General features: G+C 62.0%; 20 protein-coding genes. 15 read left to right on the top strand and 5 right to left on the bottom strand.

The features are described from left to right. Positions 1–27 precede the first annotated feature (27 nt). From A0U94_RS01425 to A0U94_RS01445, 5 genes are read right to left on the bottom strand one after another with little or no spacing between them, the layout of a single operon-like run. Entirely contained in the window at positions 28–681 is a 654-nt protein-coding gene (locus A0U94_RS01425; RefSeq protein ID WP_233142342.1) for a GntR family transcriptional regulator, read from the bottom strand. After that, positions 681–1,622 (bottom strand): dihydrodipicolinate synthase family protein, encoded by a 942-nt coding sequence (locus A0U94_RS01430; RefSeq protein WP_077802224.1) that lies wholly within the window; start codon positions 1,620–1,622, stop codon positions 681–683. Before A0U94_RS01430 ends, A0U94_RS01425 begins: the two co-directional genes overlap by 1 nt. Beyond that, positions 1,619–2,773, bottom strand: a complete 1,155-nt coding sequence (locus A0U94_RS01435; protein WP_077802225.1) for an NAD(P)/FAD-dependent oxidoreductase — start codon at positions 2,771–2,773, stop codon at positions 1,619–1,621. The genes A0U94_RS01430 and A0U94_RS01435 overlap by 4 nt, the downstream gene beginning before the upstream one ends. Beyond that, positions 2,770–4,191 carry an NAD(P)/FAD-dependent oxidoreductase gene (locus A0U94_RS01440; protein WP_077802226.1) on the bottom strand — a complete coding sequence of 474 codons (1,422 nt, stop codon included), beginning with the start codon at positions 4,189–4,191 and terminating at the stop codon, positions 2,770–2,772. Before A0U94_RS01440 ends, A0U94_RS01435 begins: the two co-directional genes overlap by 4 nt. Continuing rightward, entirely contained in the window at positions 4,178–4,441 is a 264-nt protein-coding gene (locus tag A0U94_RS01445; RefSeq protein ID WP_149026639.1) for a (2Fe-2S)-binding protein, read from the bottom strand. The genes A0U94_RS01440 and A0U94_RS01445 overlap by 14 nt, the downstream gene beginning before the upstream one ends. 127 nt (positions 4,442–4,568) lie before the next feature. Between A0U94_RS01445 and A0U94_RS01450 the strand changes: the two genes are divergently transcribed. The 15 genes from A0U94_RS01450 to A0U94_RS01520 all read left to right on the top strand — a co-directional run bounded on the left by A0U94_RS01450 (position 4,569) and on the right by A0U94_RS01520 (position 21,820). Then, positions 4,569–5,369 carry a transporter substrate-binding domain-containing protein gene (locus tag A0U94_RS01450; protein WP_062109181.1) on the top strand — a complete coding sequence of 267 codons (801 nt, stop codon included), beginning with the start codon at positions 4,569–4,571 and terminating at the stop codon, positions 5,367–5,369. Beyond that, positions 5,366–6,025 carry an amino acid ABC transporter permease gene (locus A0U94_RS01455; protein WP_077802227.1) on the top strand — a complete coding sequence of 220 codons (660 nt, stop codon included), beginning with the start codon at positions 5,366–5,368 and terminating at the stop codon, positions 6,023–6,025. The genes A0U94_RS01450 and A0U94_RS01455 overlap by 4 nt, the downstream gene beginning before the upstream one ends. Beyond that, positions 6,022–6,675, top strand: a complete 654-nt coding sequence (locus A0U94_RS01460) for an amino acid ABC transporter permease (RefSeq protein ID WP_062109177.1) — start codon at positions 6,022–6,024, stop codon at positions 6,673–6,675. Before A0U94_RS01455 ends, A0U94_RS01460 begins: the two co-directional genes overlap by 4 nt. Further along, positions 6,662–7,435, top strand: coding sequence for an amino acid ABC transporter ATP-binding protein (locus A0U94_RS01465; RefSeq protein WP_077802228.1), 774 nt, complete (start codon positions 6,662–6,664; stop codon positions 7,433–7,435). Before A0U94_RS01460 ends, A0U94_RS01465 begins: the two co-directional genes overlap by 14 nt. A 14-nt stretch (positions 7,436–7,449) precedes the next feature. Then, positions 7,450–8,340 carry a dihydrodipicolinate synthase family protein gene (locus A0U94_RS01470; RefSeq protein WP_077802229.1) on the top strand — a complete coding sequence of 297 codons (891 nt, stop codon included), beginning with the start codon at positions 7,450–7,452 and terminating at the stop codon, positions 8,338–8,340. Further along, positions 8,288–9,190 carry a transporter substrate-binding domain-containing protein gene (locus A0U94_RS01475; RefSeq protein ID WP_244178040.1) on the top strand — a complete coding sequence of 301 codons (903 nt, stop codon included), beginning with the start codon at positions 8,288–8,290 and terminating at the stop codon, positions 9,188–9,190. Before A0U94_RS01470 ends, A0U94_RS01475 begins: the two co-directional genes overlap by 53 nt. Before the next feature lie 31 nt (positions 9,191–9,221). Further along, positions 9,222–9,953, top strand: a complete 732-nt coding sequence (locus tag A0U94_RS01480; protein ID WP_062109172.1) for an amino acid ABC transporter permease — start codon at positions 9,222–9,224, stop codon at positions 9,951–9,953. Then, complete coding sequence (locus A0U94_RS01485) at positions 9,953–12,826, top strand: FAD-dependent oxidoreductase (protein WP_077802230.1); 2,874 nt, start codon at positions 9,953–9,955, stop codon at positions 12,824–12,826. The genes A0U94_RS01480 and A0U94_RS01485 overlap by 1 nt, the downstream gene beginning before the upstream one ends. Then, positions 12,823–13,557 carry an amino acid ABC transporter ATP-binding protein gene (locus A0U94_RS01490; protein ID WP_077802231.1) on the top strand — a complete coding sequence of 245 codons (735 nt, stop codon included), beginning with the start codon at positions 12,823–12,825 and terminating at the stop codon, positions 13,555–13,557. The genes A0U94_RS01485 and A0U94_RS01490 overlap by 4 nt, the downstream gene beginning before the upstream one ends. A gap of 111 nt (positions 13,558–13,668) precedes the next feature. Next, positions 13,669–14,937 (top strand): ArgE/DapE family deacylase, encoded by a 1,269-nt coding sequence (locus A0U94_RS01495; RefSeq protein WP_456303947.1) that lies wholly within the window; start codon positions 13,669–13,671, stop codon positions 14,935–14,937. Between the two features lie 96 nt (positions 14,938–15,033). Continuing rightward, positions 15,034–17,607 carry a TonB-dependent receptor plug domain-containing protein gene (locus A0U94_RS01500; protein ID WP_062109167.1) on the top strand — a complete coding sequence of 858 codons (2,574 nt, stop codon included), beginning with the start codon at positions 15,034–15,036 and terminating at the stop codon, positions 17,605–17,607. Positions 17,608–17,670: 63 nt separating this feature from the next. Further along, positions 17,671–17,964 (top strand): hypothetical protein, encoded by a 294-nt coding sequence (locus tag A0U94_RS01505; protein WP_062031627.1) that lies wholly within the window; start codon positions 17,671–17,673, stop codon positions 17,962–17,964. A 9-nt stretch (positions 17,965–17,973) separates the two neighbouring features. Beyond that, positions 17,974–19,188 (top strand): glutathionylspermidine synthase family protein, encoded by a 1,215-nt coding sequence (locus A0U94_RS01510; protein ID WP_077802232.1) that lies wholly within the window; start codon positions 17,974–17,976, stop codon positions 19,186–19,188. A 97-nt stretch (positions 19,189–19,285) separates the two neighbouring features. After that, complete coding sequence (locus A0U94_RS01515) at positions 19,286–20,593, top strand: DUF1800 domain-containing protein (RefSeq protein ID WP_077802233.1); 1,308 nt, start codon at positions 19,286–19,288, stop codon at positions 20,591–20,593. A gap of 3 nt (positions 20,594–20,596) precedes the next feature. Beyond that, positions 20,597–21,820, top strand: a complete 1,224-nt coding sequence (locus A0U94_RS01520; RefSeq protein WP_077802234.1) for a DUF1501 domain-containing protein — start codon at positions 20,597–20,599, stop codon at positions 21,818–21,820. The last annotated feature ends 12 nt before the right edge of the window (positions 21,821–21,832 follow it).

The following is a 21,832-nucleotide window of genomic DNA, read 5'->3' on the forward strand; positions in this document are numbered from 1 at the left end:
GGTTTCTCCTGAAATGGGCAGGGGTGGTCAGCCGCCCCTGAGAATGTCCATGCAGTCTGTCGCGACATTGCGCAGATGCATGACCATGGCTTCGCGCGCGCCGGTACTGTCGCCGTCGAGCAGTGCGTCCAGAATGGCCAGATGTTCGCGCGTGGATGCGGGAACACGTCCGAGCGGGTAGCTGACTTCGCAAAGACGGGTCAGGGTCCGCAGCTCGTTGATGGAACGGAGCAGGACCGTGTTGCCCGAGACTTTGGGAAACATCAGATGGATCCGGTCATCAAGCTGCCACTGTGCAGCCGTCTGCTCGGGCGTCTCGCCAAGTTCGATGACTTCACGGCGGAGATTTTCCAGAACTTTGCGATCAAGCCTGTCGAATGACAGGTTGATGGCTTCGCTTTCAAGGATCTCGCGGATATGGATGCCCTGAAAGAATTCGGTAGCCGAGACGTTCCGCACCGCAAACGAGCGCGAGCCCTGCTTGACCAGAAGATCCTCGGCGGCGAGTCGCATCAGGGCCTCGCGAACGGGAGTGCGCGAGATCTCGAGATGATCCGCCAGGCGCCCCTCCACGACGGACATTCCGCCGGGAAGTTCTTTTTCAAGGATCATGCGCCGGATCTGTGTATAGGCCAGTTCCGCGAGATTCAGCTCGCGTTCGGCCACCATATAATCGCCCATTACGGTCCTTCCAGTGCCATTGCATCGTGCAAGGCTGCTGACAGCTCCTGCCATTCTTCGGGGGCGATGATATCAGAAGCCTTGCGGGTGCGGCAGGAGGGCCATTTGCCCTGCATGACCAGACAGGCCTTCAGACGCAGCGTGGCCCGACCCGAGGGCGCACGACCGTAAATCAGGTTCGCCAGCGGTTGGATGGCATCATGGATACTGCGCGCAGCGGGCAGGTCATCGTTCTCCATCGCGCGCCACAGTTTGGCGAGCGAAACGGGCAGGATGGCCGCTAGGCTGACGAGGCTGCCGGTCGTTCCAATGGCGAAGCAGGGCAGGAGATGTTCGTCTCCCGACGCCATGACGTCCACATGCGGGGCCACGCGCGCGGCCAGCCTGCGGTGTTTGTCATAGGCGTTGGTTTCCCAGCTTCCTTCCTTGATGGCTACGATGCCGGGGAGCCTGAGCAGGCTTTCAAGGATGGGGAGGGAATAGGCCATGCCGCCGCTGCCGACGGAGGATTGATACAGCATGATCGGGGCATCGACGGCCTCGCAGATCGCGGCATGATGGGCGATGATGGCGTCATGATCCTGCGACACCGCCCATGAAAACGGCGGGAACACGAGCAGTGCGTCCGCTCCGGCCGCGATGGCATCACGGGCATGAAGGCAGGCTTCATCGAGGTCTTCGGACAGGATGCCCGAGACGATGATGCGGTCCTTGCCGATGGTGTCGGCGGCCAGTTCCACGACGCGGCGCTTTTCCTCGCGGGTTAGGAGATGGTTCTCGCCTGCATGACCGTTGCACAGGATGCCTACGATGCCTTCGGCACGGGTGCAGTCCCACAGGTGCTGTGTAAAGCGCGCCACGTCCAGCGTCCCGTCTTCCAGAAAGGGCACCAGCGTTGCGGCATATACGCCCCGGAATGGCGTGGGGGAAGCGGGGATCATGGGCGTGTTCCAGTGGCGGGAAGGGAGGAAAAGCGGGTGGGGTCGAACGCGCCCAGATCCGGGTCGCCCCCTAGAATGCGCTCGGCAAGCAGGCGCCCCATATATGGCCCGCTCGTAAATCCGGAATGGACGCATCCGACGACAAAGGCATCTTCATCTGGCGTCAGGGCGCCGATCAGGGGCATGGCGTCCGGCGTTTCGGATTCGAGACCGAGCCAGACACGCAGGATCTGCGCTTCGTTGAGGCGCGGGACGACGTGCTGAGCCAGACGGACATTGCCGCGCAGGTTTTCAGGAATGACGCGGGTACCGCCCTGATGGATGTTGCCCTCGCCCTGCCAGCCGCCACCGATCAGCACGCTGCCATTGGCAAACTGCTTGAGAGACAGAAGGCCGTTGGCAATGCTCAGAACGCTCCTCATGACGGGCGGCAGCGTTTCCGTGACGACAAGCTGGTTGATGAGGCAGCGGATCGGGATGTCATATCCGAGCCAGCCCAGCATTTTTTCGAGCCAGGCCCCGGTGCTGAGCACGATCCTGTGGCCCCGTACGGGGTGCGCGCGGCCAGTAATCTGGACCTCATAGCCTCCGCCAGTAGCGGGGCTGATGCCCTCGACCGGACTGTTCTCGATGATCGTGACCCCGGCCTGCCTGAGGGCGCGGGCATAGGCCCCACCGACGCGATAGGTCGGGATATGGCCGTCCAGCGCGCAGTAGGCGGCGGCCCGGAGGGTTGGGTTTACGCCGGGTTCGATCCTGATGGCCTCTTTGGCTGACAGGACTTCAATCGGCGCACCCATTTCCTGTCGGACGCGCGCGCGCTGACGCAGCAGCTCTTCTTCGGCTTCGGTAAACGCCATGGACAGGCCGGGTGTGGCGAGGGCACCGACGTCTTCCCCGAGCCAGTTGGCACTGTCGAGCCACATCTCGCGGCCACGAATGGCATGCGGAATGAGCTGAGCACGGGTCATGTGCAGGGTCAGGGTGCCAGCATTGACGCCGGATGCTGCCCTGAACATGTCCTCCCGGTCGATCAGGGCGACTTTCTGGCCAGCGCGGGCAAGGAAAAGCGCAGTTGTAGCGCCCATAACGCCCGCCCCCACGACGACCGTATCAAAGATATCCGGTCTGGTGTGCAGCGCCTGGGTCATAGGGGAGCTGCCTTCGGAAGAGGAATATCGGAATAAGTGAAATCCCCGGTCACGGCTGTGAGCGGGAGGGGGAAGAAGGGCATTCGCGCTGTGAAGCTGCCTGCCTCTTCGGGAGTTTTGCCGCAGGCAACCGCGAGCAGGCTGCGTGCGCTGTCCTCACACATGCGGCCCTGACACGGGCCCATGCCACAGCGTGTCCAGGCCTTGAGTTGATTCAGGTCTTCGGCTCCGGCCTGAATGGCGGAACGCAGGGTCGCGGCCTTCACGCGTTCGCAGCGGCAGACGATGGTTTCGTCCTGAAGATGGGCGGGAATGGCGCTGCCGGCGTTCATCAGAGGCAGCATCCGGCGCGAAACGGCTTCAAGACGACGGCGCTGACGCAGGGGCACGCGCGTCAGCGCCTCGTAAGTGTCTCTGGAAATCACGCCCCGGTCATGGGCGATGGCATGGGCCGTGATCAGGCCGCGCAGACGGGCCACGGCCATGCCACGGATTCCGCCAGCGTCCCCCGTGACATAAAGATCGGGACGGCTGGTACGGCCTGCGGTGTCCGTTACGGGCTCAAGATAACCGCCAACCGGATCGTGACGGTGTTGAACGCCCGCCGTGCGGGTGATGAGAGTGGAAGGCTTGAGGCCATATCCACAGGCTGCGGCCTCAGTCGCATAAACGTGGCGTCGTGCGGGATGATCCATTTCTGTAACGGTCAGGCGCAGGCCGGTTTCTGTTTCCTGCGCTTCCGAAATGTGGGCGCGATGATGGATCGGGATGCCAGCTTTTTTGAGACGCAGCATCCAGCTTGTGGCCTGTGTCAGGCGTGCCGGGTCGAGCGACAGCATGGCGCCAAGACGCAGCCAGTCCGAACGATGACCGGCATCCACGATGGCAACGACCCTGCCGCCCAGTTCAAGCACCTGATGGGCGACGGAAAACAGGAGCGGCCCCGAGCCCGCGACCACGACGCTCTGGCCGGGCAGGGTGCCGCCGTTGCGCATCAGGATGCTGGCGCCCGCAAGACCGATGATGCGCGGCGTCGTCCAGCCTTGGAAAGGCAGGAAACGCTCAGTGGCGCCATTGGCGACGACGAGGGTTGCGGCGGGCAGCTGGTTGATGCCGTCCGGTCCGAGCAGATCGAGCATTAGTGTGGGCGACAGGCCCCAGACGCGCGTGGAAAACCGGACATCCACGTTTGATGCGGCCAGTTTCTGCCGCAGGGTGTCGCCGCCGGAAAATTCGTGATTGGGCGGAACGATTTTGCGCGCATAGGGTGAGGGGGCACGGAAGATCTGGCCGCCTGCGACAGGCTGTTCGTCGATCAGGGTGACCGGGAAGCCATGCCGGGACAGGGCGATGGCAGACGTCGCACCGGCAATGCCGCCACCGACGACGGTAACGGGAGAGAAATCAGGACTGGACATAGGGCGTGACGGTCATGTTCGGGAGGACGGGAGCCTTGCAGGCATAGGCGACGGTGCCGTCGATGCGGACCCGGCATTCCTGACAGCTTCCCATGAAACAGAAGGCGCCGCGGGGTGTTCCGTCGACGCCGGACCGGCCGAGTTCCGTAATTCCGGCGCGTCTGAGGGCTGCTGCAACCGGTTCTCCCTCGACCCCTTCGATGGTGCTGTTCAGGAAGGTGAAGGTTACAGGAGGCATCTTGTTTCCCATCAGGATCGGTCCGGAGAAGAAATTTCTTTTAAAGGGTTTTCTATCGTATACAGAACGTATATCTGAATTAGATCAGTGATCGGGTAACCGCAACCCCAAAGTCGCACAACATGCAGGGAAACCTTTCTTGAGAGCGATCTGGAACAGTCTGCTGCTGGGGGTCTGTGCTGCATCCGTCGTCCTGTGGGGCGGGGGTGTGCAGGCGAGAGACAGTGCCGCCATCCGGGCCAGCGGGCACATCAATATCGGTGTGGAACCCGGACTGCCCCCACTTGGGGAATATGACGATCACAACGCACTCGTCGGATATGATGTCGATATCGGCCGGGCGATTGCGCAGGGTCTGGGTGTTGAGCCGCGTTTTGTGACGCTCGCTTCCAGCGGTCGCATTCCCTATCTGATGGCCGGGAAGGTCGACGTCGTTCTGGGCGGTCTGACACGGACGCCTGCACGTGCGGATGTTATTGCGTTTTCACGGCCGCTTTATTCCGAACAGTTTGCGGTTATTGCACCTGCGGACCGGGGCATCGCGTCCTTTGCAGATGTCGAATCCGGCGCGCACCGCCTGATCGAGGTGCGCGGCTCGACGGCGGTTGCCTATCTGCAACAGCATGCTCCCAAGGCGCCGATGCTGCTGCTTGAGAGCTATGCCGATGCCATTCGAGCGCTGGCGCAGGGGCGTGGTGATGCGATGGTAGATGTCATCGAATATGTCGGCCATTACCTGCCGTCGCAGCCTCAGGTGCGCTGGCGGATCATTCGCGGATTTGCGCCGCCTGTTGGGGATGACTGCATCGGGATGTCGCAGCAGGACGTGGCCCTGCGCGCGGATGTGAATCGTATCCTTGACGGGATGGAGCGCGACGGGCGTCTGGAGCAGATCCATCGTCAGTGGTTCGATCCCATTGGTGCAGGGCACGCGCCATGACGGGGTTGGATTTCAATCCTGTTTTCGCGCATCTCCCGTTTCTGCTGGGCGGTGTAGGCGTAACTATTCTGATTGCGACGCTGGCCTTTGCGTTCGGGCTGTCGCTGGCAGTCGCACTGGCCATTCTGCGTTTCGAAAATCAGGGGGCTTGGCGCCAGCTCAGTCGCAGCTACAGCACGGCTCTGACCAATACGCCTCAACTGTCCCAGATTTTCGCTGTGTTCTACTGTCTGCCGCTGATGGGGCTGATGGTCTCGCCGTTTTTATCAGTCGTGATCGGCATGACGCTCAATGCGGCGGCCTATCTGGCGGATATCCTCGGAGCGGGCATAACGCGGGTGCCGCCTGTCTATCATGAAGTTGCGCTGACGCTGGGGCTGAGCCGGCGTCAGACCTATCTGCGGGTCATCCTGCCCTATGCAGGGCGTGCGATGTTCCCGGCGTTGGCTAACCATTTTCAGATCATGATTCTGGGGAGTGCCATGGCGTCCATTTTCGGCGTGGAGGACCTGACGGGCCGCGCTTATGATATCGGATCGACAACGTTCCGCATCCTTGAAGTCATGCTCGTGACGGGCGGATTGTATGCCCTGCTCTCTTTCGCGCTGACGGGCGTCTTTGCACTGTTCCGCCGCACGATGGAGCGGATGGTATGATCGCATTTTCGCATTATGACATCACCCTTCTGCTTCAGGCGATGGCCCGGACGATCGTGCTGTCGCTGGGTGGCGGCATTCTCGGGATTGTGGGGGCGGTCATCCTCACGGCGCTTCGCCTGTCCGAGATGCGGGGCATGATGCCGCTGCGGGTTCTGGCGGTGGTGTATGTTCAGACTATCCGACGCATTCCGTTCATCGTGACGCTGTATATCGTCTTTTTCTGCACGGGTATGATGGGCGTGGATGTGTCGGCGACTGCTGTTGCGATTGGCTCCATCGGGCTGATTGCGGCGGCCTATCTCTGCGAAATCCTGCATGGCGGGGTCAAAACGGTTCCGGTGGAGCAGGTCGAGGCCGCGCTGGTCCTGAACCTGCCGCTCTGGGCGCGGTGGCGGTATGTGATCGGGCCGCAGGCGATGTCCGCCGTTGTGCCGCCCGCGGTGGGCTATCTGGTGCTGTTCATCAAGGATACGGCACTGGCCTCCCAGATCGGGGTTGTGGAGCTGAGCCAGGCCGGGGTGATCCTGACCAATCGCGGCCTGCCCTCGTCGCAGGTCTTCTGTGTGGTCCTCCTGCTCTATTTCGCGATTTCCTATCCCCTGACCTGTCTGAGCCGCCTGCTGGAGAAACGCATTGCCGTACATTGATGTCCGGGACGTCTGCGTCCGCCACGGGAAAAACGAAACCCTGCGTCACGCTGGATTTGAGGCCGAACGCGGGGACATCGTGAGTTTCATCGGGCCGTCCGGTTCCGGGAAAACCACGTTTTTGCGGACGCTGATCGGGCTTCAGCCGGTCTGGCAGGGCCAGATGGGCGTTCACGGGCGGAACGTGGACATGGCCGCCCCGGCCTCTGCCCGCATCCTGCGGGAGCAGGCTGCGATCGTGTTCCAGCAATACGGACTGTTCGGTCATATGTCGGTTCTGCGGAACCTGACGCTGGCACCGACGGTCGTGGCGAAGCGTTCGCGTCGGGAGGCCGAGCACGAAGCGCGCGCGCTATTGGAGCGTCTGGGGCTGCCGGACAAGGCGGACGTGCTGCCAGCCGATCTGTCGGGCGGCCAGAAACAGCGTGTGGCGATTGCACGCGCGCTCATGCTCCGCCCGGCGCTGCTTCTGCTGGACGAGCCGACATCGGCGCTCGATCCGCACAAGGTACGTGATGTCGGCGTGCTGCTGCGGGATCTGGCGCAGGACGGCATGACGATCATTCAGGTTTCCCACGCGATGGGTGTCGTTTCATCGCTGTCGGACAGGATTGTTCTTCTGGAAGACGGTCAGGTCAGGGCCGTCGGAACGGGGCGCGGATATGCGGCGCAACAGCCCGATATTGCGGCGTTCATGAATTCCCATGGCGGTGATGCCGCCACGGACCCGGCCGGATCGCGGTCGGACCCGGAACATTGAGGAAGGAAAGACCCATGAAGTTTCGTGGCACATATACCGTCATGATCACGCCTTATGACAGTGAAGGGCGCATTGACGTCCCCGGACTGCGGCGTTTTACCGACTGGCAGATTGCGCAGGGCATCGCAGGTCTGATCCCGCTGGGCTCAACCGGCGAATTCCTGTCGCTGACGGATGACGAACGCACGCTGGTTGCGCAGACCGTCATCGAGCAGGCCGCAGGCCGCGTTCCGGTCTTCATCGGCACAGGTGCGGAAAACACCTATGACGTGATCCGCTACAGCCAGGAAGCCGAGAAGCTCGGGGCTGATGGCGTGATGATCATCCCCCCGTTCTATTCCACGCCGACGGATGACGAGCTGTTCGTCCATTACCGTCGGGTGTCGGATGCGATCGGCCTGCCGATCATGCTCTACAACAATCCAGCCACGGCAAATGTGGATCTGAAGCCGGAACTCGTGGCGCGTCTGTCCTATATCGACAACTGCTGCCTCATCAAGGAATCCACGATGGATGTAACCCGCGTGCGGGACATCATCCGTCTGTGTGGTGACCGGCTTTCGGTCTTTGGCGGCATCATGGGCTTTGAGAGCTTCCTCGAAGGTGCGATCGGCTGGGTCGCAGTGGCATCCAACGTAGCGCCGCATGTCATGAGCGAGATCTTCAATCTTTGTGACGGTTACAAGGACATCGGCAAGGCACGCGAGATGTATTTCCGCCATGTGCCGCTGATCCAGTTCGTGGGTGGGCAGGGTTATGTCTCGGGGACGAAAGCCCTGCTGAAGCATATGGGCTTCGATGTGGGCGGTCCGCGCGCGCCGCGGCTGCCGCTGCCGGAAGCGGATGATGCCCGTGCGCTTCAGATCGTCCGCGATCTGGAGCTGCGGTTCGAAGAGCGGGCCTGATATGGCGGGCGGCCCTGTGTCAGGTCTGATCCGGGGGGCGGGGCTGCTTTGTGCGGTGCTCGCTTTCGGAGCGCAGGCCGCGCCGTGTCCGGAGGCTGTTGAGGGACTGATTTCCCCGCAGCATCTGGTCATGGCGACCAATCCGACGCTGCCGCCCCTGCAATATGTGACGGTGGACGGGCAGATTGCCGGGATGCGGATCGAACTCGGAAACGAAATTGCCCGCAGGCTCTGTCTGAAGCCGGTCACGCTCTCGACGTCCTTTGCGCAACTTACGCTTGGGCTGCTCGAAAAACGGTGGGACGTCATCAATACGGGCATGTTCTATACCGCCCAGCGCGCCCGGCTGATGGAAATGATCTCCTACGAGATTCAGGCGATCAGCGTGTCTCTCAACGACGATTCTGCCCGGCACCCCACCCGGCTAGAGGATCTGTCCGGCTCTTCGATCGGGGTTGAGATGGGCGGGATCGAGGAGCACCATGCCCGCGAAGCCGATCAGGCCCTGCGGAACGCCGGGCGTCCGGGCTTTGATATCAAGACGTTCCAGAACGTGGGCATAGCGTTCGCCGCCTTGCGTGCGCGACAGGTAACGGCGGTGTTTTCCATTGATGCGGTGGCACGGCGCAACGCGCTTCAGGGTGGCGTAAAGCCCATTCTGAAGGGGTTGTATCCCACGCCCGTCGCGCTGGCGCTGCGGGACCCGGCTCTGGCGCAGCGTCTGGCGGATGTTCTGGAAAATATGCGTGAGGATGGAACGCTGGAACGCCTCATGGCGCCCTATGGCGTCTCCCCCTTTCCCGGACGGATCACGGTCTCGGGGCCGTCCCATCCATCCGACATGCACTGATACGAACACGATACGAACGCGGGGCATCGACATGCAGATCTGGAGCTGGCACGGCTTCTTCACCTATCTCGGCAGCCCCTATATTTTCCGCGGGGCGCTCATCACGGTCATCATGACGGTCGTCTCAATGATGATGGGGTTCCTTCTGGGGCTGCTGATTGCGGTCATGAAACGCTCGCAGCACCGTGTGCTGTCCTGGCCGGCGCGCTTCTATGTCTGGTTTTTCCGGGGTACGCCTCTGCTGGTCCAGCTGGTCGTGATCTATACCGGTCTGCCGAAGCTGGATATCCGGCTGAGTGTTCTGGCGTGTTCGATCATCGGGCTGACACTGAACGAGGCAGCGTATCTCGCGGAAATTATCCGTGCGGGGCTGAATGCCGTGCCAACCGGCCAGATCGCAGCGGCACGGGCGCTGGGTCTGAGCGAGCGGCAGATCGCCTGGCGGATCGCATTTCCGCAGGCGTTCCGGCTCATCATCCCCCCGCTGGGCAATTCGGTGAACGGTCTGCTCAAGACGACCAGCGTAACGTCCGTCATCTCCATGGAGGAGCTGATGCAGCGCAGCCAGATCCTGGTGCAGGACCAGTTCATGGTGCTGGAACTGTTTTCCGTGGCGGCCCTGTATTACCTGCTGATGACGACGGCATGGGACTTCCTGCAACGGCGGATCGAGCATTATGCGGAACGGCCCTATCGTCGCCAGCAGAAAACCGCAGCAGTTGAGGCCATCGAACTTCCCGCTACGACGCAGGATGCGCGCTGATGTCGGACCAGCTGAATTTCACGTTCAATAACACCACCGTCTCCGCAAAACCCGGACAGACCCTGACGGCTGCGCTGATGGCCGCAGGCTGCATCGCGCACCGGACGGCGCCGGATGGATCGGAGCGTGGTCCGTTCTGCGGGATCGGGGCCTGTCAGGAGTGTCTGCTGGAGGTGAACGGGCAGATGTCCCGCCGGGGCTGCATGACGCCCGTGCGAGACGGGATGCGGGTTCGCAGCAATGACCGTCTTCCGGATGCGGCTGTTTCAGCCTGTCTGGCGAAGGGTGAGGAACGTCTGGCCGAACATGCCTGCGACGTGCTGGTGGTGGGCGCGGGCCCGGCGGGTCTGGTGGCGGCGACCGAACTGGCGCGTGGCGGGATGGATGTTCTCGTCGTGGATGAACGGCATATTCCGGGCGGCCAGTATTTCAAGCAGAATGCGGTGCATCCGGAGCGGCAGGATGATCAGGGTCGCAAGGGGCGACAGCTTATTGAAACCATGCGGGCCAGTGGCGCGCGGCTATGGCACGATACGCTCGTCTGGAGCGCCCATCGCGAAGAGGGCGCACTCGTCATCGGTGGGCTGCGGGATGGTGAGGCGTTCTATATCCGCACCCAGCACATCATCGTGGCAACAGGCGCACAGGAAACGCCTGCGGCCCGACCGGGCTGGACGCTGCCGGGTGTCATCACGACGGGGGCCGGGCAGACAATGCTGCGTGCCTATGAAGCGGTGGCGCCAGGGCGGATCGTCATTGCCGGGAATGGACCGCTCAATCTTCAGCTTGCGGCGGAACTGGTCCGGCATGGCGCCGATGTGGTGGCCGTCGTGGACTCAGCGCCGGCGCCGGTAAAACGACCGCTTCTCGCCGCGCGGCTTTCAGCGGAATCCCCCCGACTGGCGCTCGCCGGGATGCGGCATCTCGCGACATTGCGCCGCGCCGGGGTACCGGTGCTGTGGGGAAGCGTCGTAACCCGCATCGAAGGCGAGGATCGTGTCGAGCGGGTGGCGGTGAACCAGCAGGGAGGCGCAGAACGCTGGATCGAGACAGAGACTGTCTGCCTCGGAGACGGGTTCGTTCCTGCCAGCGAACTGCCACGGCTTCTGGGCTGCCGACAGGAGATCCGGAACTGGCCCGTGACCCATCCCGAGACGGGCCGAGAACCCGACGGAAAGACCGATCAGGCGGATGTGTCCGTTATTGGTGAGGCCGGGCGTTTTGGGGGTGCTTTTCTGGCGCAGGCCCAGGGAATGCTGTGCGCGGCCAGACTTCTAGACCGAGCAGGAAAACCGGTCCCGTCCGGTCTGGAACGCAGTCGGCGGATGTATCGCGATAATGCCCGTTTTCAGAAGCTTCTGTGGAAGCTGTATGATCCGGTTGTCTCGCTGACGTCCCCTCAGGATACGACCATTCTGTGCCGATGCGAATGCGTGACCGCAGGGACTGTCCTGGCACGCGTGTCGGAAGACGGGATCACCGATCTGGCGACGCTGAAACGGACGACACGCGCCGGCATGGGGCGCTGTCAGGGGCGGTTCTGCCAGGCTTCACTGATGAAGATGCTTCCGGACCCGAAAAACGAAAAGGATTTTACCGCTCCCCAGATCCCGCTGCGGCCGGTTCCGGTTGCGGCCCTTGCGCGGCAGAAGCCGGAATGGCGGGGGCATGTCCGTGTTCCCATTCCATCGGGGCTGAGAGCGACGGGGCCATCGGCTTCCGGCGCTGTCGAAACCGTGGATGTCGTGGTCGTGGGTGGAGGGATCGTTGGGCTTTTCACTGCGCTGTTTCTCGCCGAGGCCGGGAAAAGTGTCGTGGTGCTCGAACGTGGTCGGGCCGGGGCGCTGGCCTCGGGCGGTAATGCGGGCAGTCTGCACGCGCAGCTCATGGCGTTCGACGCCAGCGCGGATACGGACGGACCGTCCATGCCTGCGCGAACGCTGGCCTTGCAGCGGGAATCCATCCGCATGTGGGAGGCGCTGCGCACAACGTTCGATCGCGATCTGGAGATCAAGGTCAGCGGCGGGCTGGTGGTGGCGGAAACCGAAGCCGACATGGACCGTCTGCGCAGCAAGGTCGCGGTCGAACAGGCTCTTGGCGTTGACGCGCGGATTCTGGCATCGGACGAATTACGCGGGATCGAGCCCAATCTGAGAGATGGTTTTCTGGGCGGGGCGTATTGCTCCGAGGAAGGCAAGATCAATCCCATGGCCGCAACGCAGGCTGTTCTGGCGCGGGCACGACACGCGGGCGTTCGGGTTGAGGAACTCACAGCTTTGTCCTTAATCCAGCCCGACGGCACACGGTTTCATGTCAGTGCGGGGTCAAGGCGCTGGTCGGCTGGAGCGGTGGTGAATGCGGCCGGAGCCTACGCCGGAGAAGTCGCTGGGCTGGTCGGGCGTCGCCTGCCGGTTTTCGGTGCCCCGTTGCAGATGATCGTGACCGAGCCTGTGGCTCCGCTGGTCTTTTCGCTTCTGGCCCATGCAAGCCGGCATCTCACGCTCAAACAGGCCGCGAATGGCTCGCTGCTGATCGGCGGAGGATGGAGTGCGGGGCTTGATCCGGTGCACAGGCATCCGCGACCGCTGCGGGAAAATCTGGAAGGAAATCTCTGGGTTGCGCAGAGGCTGGTTCCAGCGCTGGGGGCCGTGAATGTCGTCAGGAGCTGGGCTGCGATGAACATTGATATCGACGGGGCTCCGATCCTTGGAGAAAGTCCGGACGTGCCGGGCTTTTTCACGGCCGTAACGGCCAATGGTGTCACGCTCGCTCCGGCCATGGGGCGGCATGTCGCGGATATGGTTCTGCGCCGCTCCGAACGTCCCGATCTGGAGATCTTTTCTCCCGCACGCTTTTATGGAGATCTGTCATGATCACGCTGGACACCGTGACGAAATCATATGGCGCCTTTCAGGTACTCAAGGGCTGTTCGGCGGAGATCGGCAGAGGGGAGGTCGTGGTTGTCTGTGGCCCCTCGGGTTCGGGTAAGTCCACGCTCATCAAATGCATCAATGCGCTGGAGACGTTCGAGAGCGGGCAGATCTACGTTGATGGCATGCCCGTGCGTTCCGCGAAAACCGATCATTCAGCGCTGCGGGCGAAAGCGGGGATGGTCTTTCAGAGCTTCGAGCTATTTTCCCATCTGAGCATTCTGGACAACATCATGCTGGCCCCGCGTCTGGTCCAGAAGCAGGGGAAGGAAGAACTTCGCGAGCATGCGAAAACGCTTCTGCGCCGGGTCGGGCTGGAGCAGCATGCAGATAAATATCCGATTGCTTTGTCCGGCGGCCAGCAGCAGCGGGCGGCGATCGCACGTGCTCTGGCGATGAAGCCGGATGTGATGCTGTTCGACGAGCCGACATCGGCGCTCGATCCTGAAATGGTGCAGGAAGTCCTTCAGGTCATGACCGAGCTGGCGCGCGAGGGCATGACCATGATGTGCGTCACCCATGAGATGGGATTCGCGCGTCAGGTCGCGACGCGGATTCTGTTCGTTGATGCTGGCGAGATCGTCGATGATTGCCCGGCACCGGACTTCTTCGCAGGCCATTGTTCGCCTAGAGCGCAGGCTTTTCTGCGGTTTGAGGCGGCCCATTCCCGTTAGGGGAAAATATTTTCCGCGACAGGCAACATTCCGCTTCAGGATCGAATTCAGTTCGTATACAAAGAGAATATGAACTGAGGACGGTAAGACGATCCGGTAGGAGAAGGCGCTGTGCTGGAAAAGACTTCCTGTTGCGAGAAAACGGCGAGCGAATGTTTGGGTCATGTCGTCGACCGGGACTTCGATCTGTGTCAGGTGCCGTTCCTTCAGGAACTCGTCGGCGTCCCGTCCGACAATCCTCCCGGTGACTGCGCGCCTCACGCCCGTTTTTCCGCCGACAGACTGCGGGCGCTCGGTTTTGAAGTTGAATGCCATTCGGTTCCGCAGGACTTCGTGCAACGGCACGGCATGCAGAGTGCGACGAACCTGATCATCCGGGAGCGTTTCGGAAATGGTAGCGGCCCCGTCATTGCGCTCAATGCGCATGGGGACGTCGTGCCCCCTGGCGAGGGCTGGATGTATGATCCTTATGGCGGCGTCATTGAAGATGGCAAACTTTATGGACGCGGTGCCGCGGTTTCGAAGTCCGACTTTGCAACCTATGCCTTTGCCCTGCGCGCGCTGAAGGAAGCCGGTTCTGACCTGTCCGGCACGGTCGAGCTTCATCTGACCTATGACGAGGAAATCGGTGGTCATGTCGGGCCGGGCTGGCTGCTCTCGGAAGGGCTCAGCACCCCCGATTACGTCATCAGTGCCGGTTTCACCTATGACGTGATGATTGCCCATAATGGCAGTCTTCAGCTTGATGTGGCTTTCACGGGCAAGGCCGCGCATTCCGCATGGCCCGAAACGGGCGCCGACGCCATCGAGGCGGCGTGCCGTGTGATGACGGCTCTGTACGCTTACCGGGACGGGCTGGCGAAGACGGTCTGTTCCATCCCGGGTATTGAATCGCCGACGCTCGTGATCGGAACGATCAACGGCGGTGTTGCGGCCAACGTCGTGCCCGAACAGGCGACGTTTCGGCTTGAGCGCCGGATTTTACCGGACGAAAAAGCGGCCGAGGTCGAAGCGGATCTGCGACAGCTTATTCTGAATGCGGCAGATGTGCCGGGCGTGAGTTGCGTCGTAACGCAGCATCTTCTGGCGCTGCCACTGGTTCCGGATGATGGGCAGGCCCCTTTGATCGGAGCCTTGCAGGACGCTGCCGAAGCGGTGTTCGGGGAACGGATTGCCGTCAAGGGCATGCCGTTGTTCACGGATGCCAGAATTTACAGCAATGCGGGCTATCCGACCGTTCTGTATGGGGCCGGTCCGCGTCGCCTTCAGGATGCCAATGGTCATCGTGCGAACGAGCATGTGGTTCTGGAAGATATGCGTCGTGCGACGAAGGTTGTCGCAATGGCACTCTCCCGTCTTTTACGTTCCGAATTCGAGTAGTTCCGAACAAGGAATAAAAATCCCGCATAATTTCGTTATGCGATCCGACTGTTTCTGACTGAACCCCTGTGCTGCGCCAGGGCGATGGAGCCGATTATGAACATCAGGAAACTTGCGCTTTACTCTACGTTCCTCTCCGTCAGCGTCTGTAGTGGATCGGTTTTTGCAGCCTCGGAAAAGGCCGTACCGGGGGCGACGAAGGCTTCCGTTCACAAAACGCCGTCCAAAACGATAACTCCGAAGACGCGCACGCAGTCTGCCGCGAAGCATCGGCCTGCGGATGTCATCGCCGGGAGCGAAGAAGGCGTAATTGTCACCGGAACGCATGCGTCCAATCGTCACGCCCGTCAGAGCACCAGCCCGATCACGGTTCTGTCCGGTGCGACGCTACGTCGCTCAGGCATGATGAATCTCGCCGATGCGCTGACCAAGACGTATCCGTCCATCAACATGAGCACGATGGGCAATGACGCCGGTGCACTCACGTCCTTCATCCGGATGCGCGGCCTCAATCCGAACCAGGTGCTGGTTCTGCTGGATGGCAAGCGTCGGCACACCACAGCCAACATCAATGCCGATGCGGGGCCGAATTTTGGTGCGACGCCCGTGGATCTGAACATGATCCCGTCCAACATGATCGACCATATCGAGGTGCTCGAAGACGGCGCGGCTGCGATGTACGGCTCGGATGCGATTGCCGGTGTGGTGAATATCATCACCAAGAAGCAGGATCACGGGCTGAACATGAGCGCCCAGACGGGGGCGAACGCCTACAACGGCGATGGCTGGCAGTACCAGCTCAACGCCGATGGCGGTCTTAAGCTCGGTAATGACGGGTATGCGCATATATCGGCACAGGTTTACCATACGGACCATTTCGTAACCAACACGGTTGATAACCGTCTGGCGGGTTATGTTCCGGCAGGGGCTGCGAACGAGCTGTATACCGGGTCTGTCAAAGTACCCAAGAACTCCAACAAGATCATGAGCACGCCCGAAGAAACGCGTGAGAATCTTGGGATTGATTTCGGCAAGAACCTGACCGAGAACATCCAGTTTTACGGTCAGATCACATATGCACACCGTCATGCGGAAGCGTATGAGAACTACCGCGTCCCGTCGGGCGCCAGCGCCAGCAATCCGGAGCTGTTTCCATATGGCTATTCGCCGCTGGAGACGATCGACGAGAATGATTATGCCGCGACGCTGGGCCTGAAAGGCGGCCATCTTCTGGGCTTTGACTGGGATCTGAGCAGCACCTGGGGCGAGGATCTGGACAAGATCTCCAACCAGAACACCACCAATCCGAACATGTACGCCGCCACGGGCTACACTCCGACGACCGTGCGGACGTCCAATTTCCGGCTGGCGCAGTGGACGAACAATCTTGATCTGCGCCGGAACTTCAAGATTGCCAATGTGGTCCCCGTCACGGTGGCCTTCGGTGGCGAACATCGTCTGGAACAGTACACCATTCTGGCGGGCGAACCCGCATCTTACGAATATGGTGGCACCTCGGCCCTGGCGGGTCTGACACCGCAGGACGCCGGCAAGTGGGACCGTGATGTCTGGGCGGCCTATCTGGATGGCGACTTCCACCTTCTGAAGAACTGGAACCTCGATTTCGCCGGCCGTTTCGAACACTACACGGATGTCGGCAACACCGAGAACGGCAAGGTCTCCACGCGTTACGACATCACCAGGCGCATTGGCCTGCGGGCGACGATCAGCAATGGCTTCCGCGCGCCGACGATGGCCGAGCAGCATTACAGTGCCATCAATGTCGGGCCGACATCGGTGCTGGGACTGTTGCCGGTTTCGTCTTCCGAAGCGCGTGCGACAGGGGCGTCTCCCCTCAAGCCCGAACGTTCGACCAGTGCAACAGGTGGCATCGTTCTTGAGCCGGTAGATGGTTTCCATGTTGAGGCCGATGTCTATCAGATCAATATCCGCGATCGCGTCGTGCAGGGTGGCAACGTAACGGGACCGGCTGCAATTGCAGCACTTGAAGGCATGGGCGTTTCGCTTCCGGCTCTGACGCAGCTTTCGGAAAATGCGGTGCAGACCTATTATTTTACGAACGGCGCCAGCACACGCACGCAGGGTCTGGATATCAAGGCGGATTACATGGTCCGCATGCATCGCTTCGGCAACCTGAACCTGTCGATGGCGCTGGACCTGAACAGGACGCGTCTGACGCATAACGGCATGTCCTCCACCGGGTCGCCGCTGCTGAACGCGCAGAATATTGCTTACCTCACGACGGCCTATCCGCGCAGCAAGATCATTCTGAATGCGTTCTGGACAATCGGGAAATGGGACGTGAACCTGCGCCAGACCCGTTATGGCGAAACGACAGGTATGATGACGTATCAGGACTGGACGCCTACGGCGGCGATCTGTCCAATTGATGGCAAGCAGCTTCAGCAGTCCAGCAGCTGCTTTGCGCAGTTTAAAAATTCTCCGCGCTGGCTGACGGATCTGGAGATCGGGTATCGGGTGAATTCGCGCTGGCATCTGGCGGTGGGGGCGAACAACATCTTCAATATCCGTCCGCGCAAGCTGCCGGGTGAGCTGAACCAGCTTGGCGGCAATCCTTACGATACGTTCTCGTCTCAGGTGCCGATGACGGGTGGATATTATTACGGGCGTGTGAACTTCACGCTCTGAGGGCTCTTATCTTCGTCTGTGGATGTGTTACGGTCGGTATCAGGCAAACATATCTGCAGATGAATGATGAAAAACGGTATTGCGTGGGGTGTGGGGGCGAGTGCTCTGGTTGTCGGGCTGGGCGTTCTTGGCCTGACAATGCGGCATCCCCAGGCGGCACAGGATCCGTGTGCGGCAGCGTCCGACAAGCGGCCCCAGAACTGCCCGGAGCAGGACAGTTCTTCGGGGCATTTCGTTTATGTGCCCCGGTCCAGATCCCGTGACAGTCGTGCTTCGCATGGCGACAGCGAGGCTGAGTCCGCAGGGCATGCCGGGTTTGGAGAAAGTGCGGGCGGACATGCGGGCGGGGGCGAATAGGGTCGGTCCGTGGGGCAGATCCGCCGCCTGACATGCTGTGCGAGACCGGACTGGCAGCGTCAGGCCGATCGGCTCGGTTATCATTATTATCGCAATACGGATGGAAGTTTCGCATGGCGTGAGGACGTGCGTTACGAGTTCGATGCGCAGGCAGTGGCGCGTGTTCGGAACGTGGCCGAAACGCTGCATCGGCTCTGTCTGGAGGTTGTGGACGAGGCCGTCCGGCGGCCTGAGGGACTGGACGCGTTTCATATTCCGGCTGCCATGCAGGATGTGGTGCGGGAGTCCTGGAGGCGCGGGGACCCGTTTCTGATCGGGCGGTTTGATCTGGCCTGGTGTGGGGGGCAGCCCCGTCTGATTGAATATAATGCCGATACGCCTGCGACACTGCCAGAAAGCACGCGGATGCAGGAACTCTGGCACCAGCAGTGTGGCGGCTCTCATGACCATGCGCCTCTGGACGTGCGCGCTCTGGTGGAGCGTCTGGCCGCACTGAGGCGTGCGGGGCGGATAGGGCACACGGTGCATATCGTGCCCTATCCCGACAATCTCGAAGACACCACGCATGCCGTTTATTACCGGGAGTGGGCCGAGCAGGCGGGCTTGGAGGCGATTCACTGTGAATTGCGGGATCTGGAGGTGACGCGTGGCGGGCAGCTTCTGCATCGGGGGCGGATCGTTCGCAGCATGATCCGCATGTATCCATGGGAGTTGATGTTCCGCGATTCCGGGGCGCGGCATCTGCGGGAGTGTGGTTGTACGTTTCTCAATCCGCCCTGGACCGCGCTTTTGTCGAACAAGGCGCTTTTGCCCGCATTATGGCGGCGGTATCCGGGGCATCCCAACCTGCTGGCGGCGGGATATGCGCCCGAAGATCTGCGTCGCAGGCGTGGGGGGAAGGCCGGGGCGCCTTACGTTGAAAAACCGATCCATGCCCGGGGTGGGGAGAATGTGCGCATTATTGCCGGGGGGCGGACGGTCTGTGCCGAGGGCGGGACATATGGGGCGTATCCGAAAATTTTCCAGGAATTTGCGGATCACCGGATCGACGGGGTGACGGCATCGGTCGGGGCGTGGATCGTGGGGGAGCGGTTTGCGGGTCTGACGATGCGGGAGAGTGCGGACCCGATCGTGCGGCATACATCGCCCATCGTGCCGCATCTGGTGCGCGACGCGCCGGGCAGGCTGGCGCGATGGCGCATGGTACTGGAGAAGCGTTTCTAAAAAACTTCACATGTTACGGCCCATCTTTCGCCACATGGACGGCCCAGCGTTCTGTAGGGTGTCGACTCCCGTTATCGCCCCGTTTCGCGAGGATGCCATGCGATCAGTCAGCGCAATCAACAGGTTTGGGTGGGGCCAGCGGGATGGCTCCAGTTCCGGTCTGTCCGTTCAGGACTGGCTGGCGGGTCAGTTGACCGGGCCGGACAGGGCCGTGTTTGCGGGTGTGGGGCCGTGTGCGGACGGGCTGGTTGCGCTGCGGGAACAGCGGAAGGCCAGGATGCAGGGCGATCCGCTGGTCAAACCGATCTTTCAGGCCGAAGTCGCGACGCAGATGGACACGCTGTTGCTGACGGAGCAGCCGTTCCGGGAGCGGCTCGTCTGGTTCTGGTTCAATCATTTCACGGTCAGTCTGCGGCAGGGCAGCACACGTGCCGTTGTGGGCGCCTATATGCGCGAGGCGATCCGGCCGCATGTGACGGGGCGGTTTTCGGACATGCTGCTGGCGGTCATGCGGCATCCGGCGATGCTGATGTATCTGGACAACGCGTCCTCCATCGGGCCAGACAGCGCGGCGGGGCGTAAAAGCCATCGCGGACTGAACGAAAATCTGGCCCGAGAATGTCTGGAGTTGCACACCGTCTCGCCTGCTTCCGGGTACAGTCAGGCGGATGTGACGTCCTTTGCCGCGATCCTGACGGGATGGGGTGTGGATCTGAAAGCCGACGAACCGGGGTTTGTGTTCCGCGAAAAGGCGCATGAGCCGGGTGTGAAAACGCTTATGGGACAGGCTTTCCCCGAAGGCGAAGAGGGCGGCGTGCAGGCGTTGCAGTTTCTGGGCACGCATCCGGCGACCTACCGTCATATCGCGACACAGATGGTTCGGCATTTCGTTTCGGATACGCCAGCGCCAGCCTCCGTGCGGCATGTCGAGGGGGTTTTGCAGGCCAGTGGCGGGGATCTGCGGGCGGCGTCTCTGGCGCTGGGGGCATTGCCGGAACCGGCTTTGGGCGGGGGCAAGTTCCGCTCCCCCATGGATTATGCCACGGCGGTTCTGAGGGCGTTGTCCGTGGGGGGCGTGCCCAGCCAGCCGGGCGATCCGCATTCTCCGGCACATCAGCTGGTTTCGGGTTTTGCGTCGCTCGGGCAGCCGCTGTGGACCGCGCCGCTGCCCAATGGCTGGAGCGACGATGCGGCGGACTGGTCCGCGCCTGCGGACATGCTGGCGCGGACGGACTGGGCCTGGCGCGTGGCGGCGCATGTCCGGACCGGCGATCCGATGGATGTTGCCGATATTGCCCTTGGTCCGGCCCTGCGACCGCAGACCCGCACGGCCATGCATCATGCCGGGTCGCGTCAGGATGCGCTGGCCCTGCTGTTTTCCTCCCCTGAATTCCAGAGGCGCTGAGCCATGATGATTTCCCGTCGTACCGCCCTGCTGGGTCTGACGTCTGCCTGGACGCTAGGGCGTTCTTCCGTTGCTTTTGCGGGCTCTTCCGGTGGGCCGGACGATCCGCGGTTGGTGGTGATCCTGCTTCGGGGCGCGCTCGACGGATTGTCGGCTGTGACGCCATATGGAGACCCGGATCTGGCGTCGTATCGTCGTGCGCTGGTTCTGCCCGAGCCGGGGCAGGAGGGCGGACTGCTCGATCTGGGTGGGTTTTACGGGCTGCATCCGTCTCTCGTGGCTCTGCATGGGCTGTATGGTCAGGGGCAGATGCTGCCGATCCATGCCGTTGCGGGGCATTATCGCAGCCGGTCACATTTCGAGGCGCAGGATTATCTGGAGAGCGGGGCGGATGAGCGTCTGGGGAGCGGATGGCTGAACCGGGCTGTTTCCGTGCTTCAGGGCAAGGCGAACCGGCCAGATGGGTATGGGCTGGCGATGGGGCTGACGGTTCCGCTTCTGCTGCGCGGTTCGGCGCGCGTTGGGAGCTATGCGCCTGCGGGGAGCCAGCACCCGGATGCGGATCTGTATGGCCAGATTCTGGCGCTGAATGCGTCCGACCCAGTGACGGGACCGGCGTTGCGGAATGCTCTGAAAGCGCGGGGATTTTCGGATGCGGCCATGACGGAAGGGGGCATGGCTGCTGCGCCGGGCATGGATGCTGCGGGCAAGCCGCGAAAAATCGACGCGTTTACGCAGCTTTCCACGGCAGCGGGAGAGATGCTGGCGACGGCGCATGGTCCGCGTGTGGCGGCGCTGGAAATCGGGGGGTGGGACACGCATGCCGGGCAGCTCGGGCGGCTGGGCGGACCGCTGGCGCAGCTTGACCGCGGGATCGGGGCGCTGCGTCAGGGGCTGGGCGAGAGCTGGAACCGCACCGTGGTTCTGGCTTTGACGGAATTCGGACGGACCGTGCGGATCAATGGTACGGGCGGGACGGATCACGGGACGGGGACGGTCGCGTTTCTGGCGGGCGGTGCGGTTGCGGGCGGGAAGGTCGGGGGGACCTGGCCCGGTCTGCGATCAGGGCAGCTGTTCGAGAACCGGGACCTTGCGCCGACGACCGATCTGCGGTCGGTCGTGGCGGGGGTGCTGTGCGATCATCTGCATCTGCCGCAGCATGCGGTTGGGACAGTCTTTCCGGGCACGGCTGTGGAGCCTGCGCGGGGGCTGGTTGTTCCGGTGTGAGACCGGGTTCTT

Source organism: Gluconobacter albidus (assembly GCF_002005485.1).
Taxonomy (GTDB): domain Bacteria; phylum Pseudomonadota; class Alphaproteobacteria; order Acetobacterales; family Acetobacteraceae; genus Gluconobacter; species Gluconobacter albidus.